The 9,523-nt window shown below is 68.6% G+C and carries 7 protein-coding genes; 6 read left to right on the top strand and 1 reads right to left on the bottom strand.

Going from position 1 to position 9,523, the window contains the following annotated elements:
* The 6 genes from FCU40_RS08800 (at nt 1) to FCU40_RS08825 (ending at nt 9,005) form a co-directional block, all read left to right on the top strand.
* On the top strand, nt 1-1,314 hold the full coding sequence (locus FCU40_RS08800; protein WP_168074417.1) for an FAD-binding oxidoreductase: 1,314 nt from the start codon (nt 1-3) through the stop codon (nt 1,312-1,314).
* A 56-nt stretch (nt 1,315-1,370) separates the two neighbouring features.
* Nucleotides 1,371-3,392, top strand: coding sequence for a tetratricopeptide repeat-containing sulfotransferase family protein (locus FCU40_RS08805; RefSeq protein ID WP_168074424.1), 2,022 nt, complete (start codon nt 1,371-1,373; stop codon nt 3,390-3,392).
* Nucleotides 3,393-3,522: 130 nt separating this feature from the next.
* Nucleotides 3,523-5,913: a TonB-dependent receptor gene (locus FCU40_RS08810; protein ID WP_168074418.1), complete on the top strand. Its 2,391-nt coding sequence runs from the start codon at nt 3,523-3,525 to the stop codon at nt 5,911-5,913.
* A 70-nt stretch (nt 5,914-5,983) separates the two neighbouring features.
* Nucleotides 5,984-7,306: an amino acid permease gene (locus FCU40_RS08815; protein WP_168074419.1), complete on the top strand. Its 1,323-nt coding sequence runs from the start codon at nt 5,984-5,986 to the stop codon at nt 7,304-7,306.
* Complete coding sequence (locus FCU40_RS08820; protein ID WP_168074420.1) at nt 7,303-8,586, top strand: amidohydrolase family protein; 1,284 nt, start codon at nt 7,303-7,305, stop codon at nt 8,584-8,586. Before FCU40_RS08815 ends, FCU40_RS08820 begins: the two co-directional genes overlap by 4 nt.
* Before the next feature lie 182 nt (nt 8,587-8,768).
* Nucleotides 8,769-9,005, top strand: coding sequence for a hypothetical protein (locus FCU40_RS08825; RefSeq protein WP_004620787.1), 237 nt, complete (start codon nt 8,769-8,771; stop codon nt 9,003-9,005).
* 7 nt (nt 9,006-9,012) lie between these two features.
* On the opposite strand, the gene FCU40_RS08830 is transcribed toward FCU40_RS08825, so the two are convergent.
* Nucleotides 9,013-9,523 (bottom strand): TetR family transcriptional regulator C-terminal domain-containing protein (locus tag FCU40_RS08830; RefSeq protein WP_168074421.1); only part of this gene is annotated, 511 nt, incomplete at its 5' end.

Here is a 9,523-nt window from a genome sequence, read left to right on the forward strand (position 1 = left end):
GTGACCGGCGAATTCCCTCACCCCCCCACCGCTTCGCGGCGGGTCCCGCCCTCTCCCCATGGGAGAGGGAATAATTGGTATGCGGACACCGCTTCCGACCTCCCCCACCTGCCCCCGCTATCCGGCGACGTCTCCGCCGAAGTCTGCGTCGTCGGCGCGGGCTTCACCGGCCTTGGCGCGGCCATGGCGCTGGGCGGCCGCGCCATCGTGCTGGAAGCGTCAGAGGTCGGCGCCGCCGCCACCGGCCGCAACGGCGGGCAGGTCCATACCGGCCAGCGGCGCGACCAGGCCTGGCTGGAGAAGGCGGTCGGCCCCGACGACGCCCTGGCGCTCTGGCGCCTGGCAGAGGACGCCCGCGCCTGCTTCCGGACCCTGACAGAGACCATCGCCTGCGACTGGCGGCCCGGCCTGATCCACGCGCGCCACAAGCCCGGCGGCGAGGCCGAGGACGCGGCGCACATCGCCCTGATGGCGGAACGCTACGGCTATGACCAACTGGCGCTGATCGGCGAGAAGGACCTGGCCCACGATCTGGGAACCGACGTCTACCACGGCGGCCTGATCGATCGCGGCGGGGGTCACGTGCATCCGCTGAAGCTGGCGGGGGGCATGGCCCAGCGCGCCCTGGCGGCGGGCGCCACGATCCACGCGCATACCCGCGCCGAGACCTGGCGTCGCGCGGGCGGTAAGATCGTGGTCGAGACCCGGACCGGCCGCGTTACCTGCGACCAGCTGATCCTCACCGGCGACGGCTCACTGAATGTTATGGCTGGTCCGGCCCGGGCGCGGGTCATGCCGATCAACAACTTCATCGCCGTCACCGCGCCGCTGGGCGCGCTGGCCGAAGAGATCATCCGTTCGAACGCGGCGGTGTCGGACAGCCGCTTCGTCGTGAACTATTTCCGCAAGACGCCGGACGGCCGACTGCTGTTCGGCGGCGGCGAGAACTATCGCCCGGGCTTTCCCCGCGATATCGCCGGGATGGTCCGCAAGAACCTGGCCAAGGTCTATCCGCGCCTTGCCGAGGTTCCGATCACCCACGCCTGGGGTGGGACCCTGGGCATCACCATGAACCGGATGCCGTTCGTCGGCGAGATCGCGCCGGGCGTGCGCGTCGCCTCGGGCTATTCGGGACAGGGCGTGATGCTGGCGCCGCACGTGGGCCAGCTGTTGGCCGAGGCCGCGCTGGGGCGGCCGGATGGCGTCGACCTGCTGGCTCGCCTGCCCACCCCGCCGTTTCCCGGCGGGCGCTGGCTGCGCTGGCCGCTTACGGTGGCGGGGCTCAGCTGGTACGCGCTGCGCGATCGGCTGTAGTCGGACGACGCGCGCCGCATTGACACTCCCGCCCTCCGCCCGCTCTCCTGATGTCCATGGAATCCACGACCGCCCAGCCCGCCGTCAGCCTCGCCGCCGCGCTCCAACACGCCGAGCGGCTTTTGGAGACGGCGCCGGCGCTGGCGGCCGAGCAGGCGCGCGCCATTCTCGAGGCCGCGCCGCGTCATGCCGACACTACCCGCGTGCTGGCCGCCGCTCTACGCCTGTCGGGCGAGCCGGAGGCGGCGCTTCGGACGGTCGCGCCCCTGGCGGCGGCCCTGCCGAACCTGCCGCTGGCGCAGCTGGAGCTGGGGCTCTGCCTGGAGCAGTTGGGCCGGACCGCCGAGGCCGCCAAGGCCTTCGACCGCGCCAGCGCGCTGGAGCCGCGTCTGTCGGAGGCCTGGCGCGGCCTGGCCGATAGCCTCGAGCTCCTGGGCGACACCGCCGGCGCCGAGCGGGCGCTGGCCCGGCAACTGCGCGCCTCGACCCGCGATCCGGCGCTGATCGAGGCCGCCACGGCCCTGGGCGAGAATCGTCTGGGCGTCGCCGAGCAAATCCTGCGCGAGCGGCTGAAGGCCGATCCCGGCGACATCGCGGCCATCCGCATGTTGGCCGAGACCGGGGCGAGGCTCGGTCGCTACGCCGACGCCGAGGCGCTGCTGACCCGCTGCGTCGAGCTGGCCCCGACCTTCGCCGCGGCGCGGCACAACCTGGCGACCATGCTCTATCGCCAGAACAAGAACGCCGAGGCCCTGGCCCAGATCGATATCCTGACGGCCAAGGACCCGCGCCATCCCGGCTACGCCAACCTGCGCGCGGCGGTCCTGGCGCGGCTGGGCGAGTACGATCAGGCGATCGCCGTCTGCGACGCCATGCTGGCCCTGCACCCCGCCCAGCCCAAGGGCTGGATGAGCTATGGCCACGTCCTCAAGACCGTGGGCCGGCAGGCCGACAGCATCGCGGCCTATCGCACGGCGCTTTCCCAGGCGCCGACCCTGGGCGAGGCGTGGTGGAGCCTGGCCAATCTGAAGACCGTGAAGTTCACCGACGCGGACCTAGCCGCGATGACCGAGGCGCTGGCCGCCCGCGACCTGTCGGACGACGACCGCCTGCACCTGCGCTACGCCCTGGGCAAGGCGCACGAGGACGCCGGACTGTGGGACGCGGCCTTCGAACACTACGCGGCCGGCGCGGCCATCCGCCGGGCGCAGCTGGACTACGACGCCGAGGAGAACGCGGCCGATACGGCCAGGACCAAGGCGGTGTTCACGCCGGCCTTCCTGGCGGCGCGCGCGGGGCAGGGCTGCCCGGCGCCCGATCCGATCTTCATCGTCGGCCTGCCCCGGGCGGGCTCCACCCTGATCGAGCAGATCCTGGCCAGCCACAGCCAGGTCGAGGGGACGATGGAGCTGCCCGATCTGATCGTCATGGCCCGCCGGCTAGGCGGCAAGGTCGCGCGACGGGCCGATTCGACCTATCCCGAGGGCCTGGCCGACCTCTCGCCGGACGACCTGAAGGCGCTGGGCGAGGAGTTCCTGGAGCGCACCCGCATCCAGCGCAAGACGGCCAAGCCGTTCTTCATCGACAAGATGCCCAACAACTTCGCGCATGTCGGGCTGATCCACCTGATCCTGCCGAACGCCAAGATCATCGACGCGCGCCGCCACCCGCTGGGCTGCTGCTTCTCGGGCTTCAAGCAGCACTTCGCGCGGGGGCAGGCCTTCAGCTACGACCTGACCGACATCGGCCGCTACTACGCCGACTATGTCGAGCTGATGGCGCATTTTGATGCGGTTTTGCCCGGACGTGTGCATCGCGTGATCTATGAGCGCCTGATCGCCGATCCAGAGGCGGAAATCCGCGCCTTGCTGGATCATTGTGGCCTAGCCTTCGAGGAGGCCTGCCTTTCGCCGCACCAGAACGATCGCGCCGTCCGCACCGCCAGCTCCGAGCAGGTGCGCCGCCCGATCTTCAAGGACGCGGTCGAGCATTGGCAGAAATTCGAATCGCACCTCGGGCCGCTCAAGCAGGCATTGGGGCCGGTGCTCGACGCCTATCCCAACCCGCCTGTTATTTGACCAGATGCTCTGAACCTTGCCATTTCTGCAACACTCGCAGGAATTGGCGGCAAACCCATATTTCCAATCTTGCCGGACGCCTACGGGGGGTCGAACGTCGACCGATTAGAACCGTAAGGGGACCGACTGTATGTCGTTGGGATCGGTTGGATTAAAGAAGGCGGGGGCCTATTCGGCCGCCCTGTTGGCCACGTCCATGCTCGCCGGCGTCGCGCACGCCCAGGCCCAGACGGCCAAGGCGCCGTCCGGCGCCCAGCCCGCGACCGCGCTGGAAGAGGTGGTGGTCACGGCGCAGAAGCGTTCGGAAAACCTGCAGGACGTTCCGGTCAGCATCCAGGCGCTGGGCCAGCAGAAGCTGGAGCAGCTGCAAGTCGGTTCGTTCGTCGACTATGTGAAGTACCTGCCCAGCGTGTCGTTCACGACCAGCGGTCCAGGCTTTGGCCAGGTCTATATGCGCGGCGTCGCCAGCGGCGGCGACGGCAACCACTCCGGCTCGCTGCCCAGCGTCGGCGTCTATCTGGACGAACAGCCGGTCACCACGATCCAGGGCGCGCTGGACATCCACGTCTACGACATCGCCCGGGTCGAGGCCCTGGCCGGTCCGCAGGGCACGCTGTACGGCGCCAGCTCGCAGGCGGGCACCCTGCGGATCATCACCAACAAGCCCTCGACCGCCGGCTTCGCGGCCGGGGTCGATGTCGAGCTCAACAAGATCGACCATGGCGGCACGGGCGACGTGGTCGAAGGCTTCGTCAACATCCCGCTGTCCGACAAGGTCGCCGTGCGCCTGGTCGGCTGGGACGAGAAGGAAGGCGGCTACATCGACAACGTCTACGGCACTCGGACCTATACGCGCGGCGATAACGATCCGACCAACGACGTGACGATCAACAACAAGAACCGCGTCCAGAACAACTACAACACCGTCTACACCCAAGGCGGCCGGGCCGCCCTGCGCGTCGATCTGGACAACAACTGGGTGATCACGCCCCAGGTCATGGGCCAGACCACCAAGACCGGCGGCCTGTTCGCCTTCGACCCCAAGGTCGGCGACCTGAAGCTGTCCCACTTCTTCCCGGAAAGCAGCAAGGACAGCTGGGTGCAGGCGGCCCTGACCATCGAGGGTCAGATCGCCAATCTGGACGTCACCTATTCGGGTTCGTACCTGAAGCGGCACGACGAGACCAACCAGGACTACACCGACTACTCGTACTTCTACGACCAGATGGGGTCGGGCTTCTCCTGGACCGACAACGCCGGCAACCTCGTCACGCCGTCGCAGTACATCCAGGGCAAGGACCGCTACCGCAAGGAAAGCCACGAAATCCGTATCGCGACGCCGCATGACAAGCGGTTCCGCGTGGTGGCCGGCGCCTTCTACCAGAAGCAACAGCACCACATCCTGCAGAACTACAAGATCGACGGATTGGGCAGCACGATCTCGGTGCCGGGACATCCGGGGACGATCTGGCTGACCGCGCAGGATCGCGTCGACCGCGACGAAGCGGTGTTCGGCCAGGCCGAGTACGACATCACCGACAAGCTGATGCTGACCGGCGGCATTCGGTTCTTCAAGGCGCACAACACCCTGGCCGGCTTCTTCGGCTATGGCGCGGGCTACGGCTCGACCGGCGAAAAGGCGTGCTTCGCCTCGACGATCCAGGTCGCCGACGCGCCCTGCATCAACCTGGACAAGGGGGTGAAGGAAAGCGGCAACTCGCCGAAGGTGACGCTGACCTACAAGTTCGACGGCGACAAGCTGATCTACGCCACCTATTCCAAGGGCTTCCGCCCCGGCGGCATCAACCGCCGCTCGACCCTGCCGCCTTATCACGCCGACTATCTGAAGAACTACGAGGCGGGGTGGAAGACCAGCTGGTTCGGCAACACCTTCCGCTGGAACGGCGCGATCTTCCTGGAGGACTGGCAGAACTTCCAGTTCTCGTTCCTGGGCGCCAACGGCCTCACCGAGATCAAGAACGCCAACCAGGCCCGGATCAAGGGCGTGGAAAGCGACGTCACCTGGGTTCCGGTCCACGGCCTGACGATCAACGCCTCGGCCGCCTATACCGACGCCAAGCTGTCGACCAACTACTGCGGCGTGACCGACAGCGCCGGCAATCCGATCACCAACTGCGCCAAGCCCCAGGCGCCCAGCGGCACCGCCTTGCCGGTGACGCCGAAGTTCAAGGCCAACCTGACGGCGCGCTACGAGTTCGACCTCGCCGACTGGAACGCCTTCGTGCAGGGGGCCGCGGTCACTCAGACCAGCGACTGGACCGATCTGCGCCTCTATGAGCGCGGCGTCATCGGCAAGCAGAAGGGCTATACGACGGCCGACTTCTCGGCCGGGATCGACAAGGATGGCGTGTCGATGTCGATCTATCTAAAGAACGCCTTCGACAAGCGCGCCAGCCTGAACCGCTATGCCGAGTGCGCGATCGCCACCTGCGGCACGCAGTACTACATCGTCCCGAACCAGCCCCGGACCATCGGGGTCAAGGTCGGGAAGAAGTTCTAGTTCGCGTCCATTGAGCGAGGGGCGGCCTCTTCGGGGCCGCCCCTTTTGCGTTGCGTAAGGGGGAAAGGCCATGAAGGTGTCCGCGAGCAGGCCCCTCGGCCTGTGGATGTGCACGGCCCTGGTGGTCGGCAACACGATCGGCTCGGGCGTCTTCATGCTGCCGAGCGCCCTGGCGCCCTATGGCTGGAACGCCATGATCGGCTGGGGCCTGACCATCGCCGGAACCCTCTGCCTGGCCTTTGTCTTCTCGCGCCTGTCGCGGGCCTTTCCGCGCGCCGGCGGACCCTTCGCCTATACCGAGGAGGCGTTTGGCAAGGCGCCGGGCTTCCTGATCGCCTGGTCGTACTGGATCTCCGTCTGGGTGGCCAACGCCGCCGTGGCCATCGCGGCGGTCAGCTACGCCAGCGTCTTCATTCCGGGCCTGGCCAGCACGCCGGGGCTGGCGGCCTTGACCACCATCGCGGTCGTCTGGCTGGCCACGGCCATCAACGCGCTGGGCGCGCGCTCGGCCGGCTGGACCCAGGTGGTGACCACGGTGCTGAAGCTGGTGCCCCTGGTCGCCGTGGCGGGTTTGGCGCTGCATGTGCTGCTGACCAAGGGCGCCGGCGTCGTCGCGCCGTTCCAGGCCTCGACCTTGTCGGCCGGTGGGATCACGGCCGCCGCGTCCCTGACCCTGTGGGCGCTGCTGGGCATCGAGACGGCCAGCATTCCGGCCGACAAGATCACCGATCCGGCCCGCACCATTCCGCGCGCCACCCTGGTCGGAACCGCCTTCACCGGGGCGATCTATGTCCTGGTGTCCGCCGGCGTCCTGCTGCTGACCCCCGTCGCGGTGCTGAAGGCGTCCAACGCGCCGCTGGCCGACTTCATGGCCTATCACGGCCTGGGCGACCTGCGCGCGCCGCTGGCCGCCTTCGCGTCGATCAGCGCTCTCGGGGCCTTGAACGGCTGGGTGCTGATCCAGGGCGAGATGCCCGCCGCAATGGCCCACGATGGGGTCTTTCCGGCCTGGTTCGGCAAGCTTTCCAAGCGCGGCGTGCCGATCCGCGCCCACCTGGTGTCCAGCGGGCTGTGCACGGTGCTGGTGGCGATGAACTACGCCAAGTCGCTGGCCGACGCCTTCACCTTCATGGCCTTGCTCGCGACCGCCGCCACCCTGTTCGCCTATCTGGCCTGCTCGCTGGCCGTGCTGCGTCTGCAGGCCAGCAAGAAGATGGCGACCGACCGCGCCCTGACCGTGATCGCGTCCCTGGCCGCGCTCTATTCGGTCTGGACCTTCTACGGCGCCGGCTGGTCGCCCACCCTGTGGGGACTGGTGCTGCTGGTCGCCGGCCTGCCCGTCTATCTGTTCATGACCCGCGCCGCCAAGGTCGCGCCGGAGACCCTCGCATGACCACACGCTTCCTCGCCGCCGCCGCGCTCGCGGCCCTGATCCCGGCCGCCGCCAGCGCCCAGGTATCCTATGTCCACGCCGGCAAGCTGATCGACCCTCAGGCCGGCAAGGTGCTGACCGATCAGCTGATCCGCATCGAGGGCGAGAAGATCGTCTCGGTCGGCCCGTGGAAGGGCGCGCCCAAGGACGGGAAGGTGACCGACTGGAGCAAGCTGACGGTCCTGCCCGGCCTGATCGACATGCACACCCACCTGGTCGATCAGGAGCAGACCGAGAACATCGCCGAGCCGCTGCTGACCACGGCCGCCTATCAGTCGTTCATCGCCGCCGACCACGCCCGCAAGACCCTGATGGCCGGCTTCACCAGCGTGCGCGACGTCGGCACCTGGCGGGCGTTCGGCGACGTGGCCCTGCGCGACGCGATCAACAACGGCCTGGTGCCCGGCCCGCGCATGTCGGTGGCCGGGGCCTATATCACCATCCCGGGCGGTGGCGGCGAGGTCACCGGCATTGCCGACGACGTCAAGCTGCCCGACGAGATGCGGGCCGGCGTGGTCGAGGACGCCGCCGACGCGCATCGCAAGGCGGCCAACATCCTGGCCCATCACGCCGACTTCCTGAAGCTGATCGCCACCGGCGCCGTGCTGACCGTCGGCACCGAGCCCGGCCAGCTGGAGCTGACCGAGGACGAGATGCGCGCCGCCGTCCAGGAGGCGGCCAAGCGGGGGACCTACGCCACCGCCCACGCCCACGGCGCCGAGGGCATGAAGGCGGCGATGCGGGCCGGGGTTCGCTCGATCGAGCACGGCTCCCTGATGGACGACGAAGCCATCGCCATGATGAAGGCCAAGGGCGTGTTCCTGGTCGCCGACATCTATGACGGCGACTGGATCGACGAATACGGCAAGGCCCACGGCTGGCCCGCCGAGACTCTGCGCAAGAACTACGAGACCACCGAGACCCAGCGCGAGGGCTTCCGCAAGGCCGTCAAGGTCGGGGTCAAGATCGCCTTCGGCACCGACGCCGGCGTCTTTCCGCACGGCCTCAACGCCCGCCAGCTGCCCTACATGGTCAAGTACGGCATGACGCCCATGCAGGCGATCCAGTCGGCGACCACCGTGGCGGCCGAGCTGATGAGCAAGACCGGCCAGGTCGGCTGCGACGCCGCCGGCTGCTACGCCGACCTGATCGCCGTGCCCGTCGATCCGACCACGGACATCGCGTCCCTGCTCAAGGTGCCGAAGGTCATGAAGGGCGGGGCGGTGGTGAAAGACGACTGATCCGCTCGCGATTTCCCCGGCTTTCGCCGGGGAGGTCGGGTTATTCGCCATCTCGGACGGCTATCCTGGTCTGGTCCGGTTCATGCATTGTGCGGCGCAGCGCATTTTCGTTGTGCGGGGGCGAAACAACTGTCACACCCGCGCGCTTAGGTGCATGTTGAACGTCGTCCAAGGAGGTCGCCATGACCGAGAACCACTATTACGTCCGCCCGGTCGCCGGGGTGTGGCATGTGACCTGGAACGACTCGGCCGAGCTGATCGGCTCCTATTCCTCGCAGCATGAAGCCGAGGCCCTGGCTCAGCTGCTGGCCCGCCACATGCGCGTTCAGGGCCGCAAGGCCGAGGTTCATGTCGACGAGCCCGAAGCGCGCACGCCGTCGTGGGCTCGCAATCGGACGGCCAGCCTGGCCGTTGCTTAACGAGGCTCTAAGCCAGCCAGGACCGAATGGTCCGCTCCAGGATCGCCCGCGCCGCCTCGGGACCGAAGGTGCGCGGGTCCAGGCAGAGTTCCAGCCATAGACCATCGACCGTCGCCGTCAGGGCGATGGCCGCCGCGCGCGTGTCGGTCGCGCCGGCCTCCGCCAGCAGGGTCTCCAGCCGCGCGCGGAAATCCGCGTAGGAGGCGGCGTGAATCTCGGCCATGCGCGGCTTGGTCTTCACCAGGCTCCAGAAGCCGATCCAGGCGGCCAGCAGGCGCTCGTCCAGCACCGGCGGCGCGAAACTGGCGGCCAGATAGGCCAGCAGACGGTCGCGCGGCATCGGCCCGGCGGTCTCCAGCGCCGCGTCCAGGGCGGCGTCGATCCGTTGACCGACCGCCTCGTAGGCCGCGGCGATCAGGTCATCGACGCCCGCGAAATAGTGGCGCAGCAGGCCGGGCGAGACGCCGGCCTCGGCGCAGATGGCGCGCACGCTGGTACCCCCGACCCCCTCCCGCGCC

This window comes from Caulobacter sp. SSI4214, assembly GCF_012184455.1.
Taxonomy (GTDB): Bacteria; Pseudomonadota; Alphaproteobacteria; order Caulobacterales; family Caulobacteraceae; genus Caulobacter; species Caulobacter vibrioides_E.

What these genes read in the sequence shown, in the direction of transcription:
- FCU40_RS08805 (WP_168074424.1), top strand. Translation starts at nt 1,371, where the DNA reads ATGGAATCCACGACCGCCCAGCCCGCCGTCAGCCTCGCCGCCGCGCTC.
- FCU40_RS08810 (WP_168074418.1), top strand. Translation starts at nt 3,523, where the DNA reads ATGTCGTTGGGATCGGTTGGATTAAAGAAGGCGGGGGCCTATTCGGCC.
- FCU40_RS08815 (WP_168074419.1), top strand. Translation starts at nt 5,984, where the DNA reads ATGAAGGTGTCCGCGAGCAGGCCCCTCGGCCTGTGGATGTGCACGGCC.
- FCU40_RS08820 (WP_168074420.1), top strand. Translation starts at nt 7,303, where the DNA reads ATGACCACACGCTTCCTCGCCGCCGCCGCGCTCGCGGCCCTGATCCCG.
- FCU40_RS08825 (WP_004620787.1), top strand. Translation starts at nt 8,769, where the DNA reads ATGACCGAGAACCACTATTACGTCCGCCCGGTCGCCGGGGTGTGGCAT.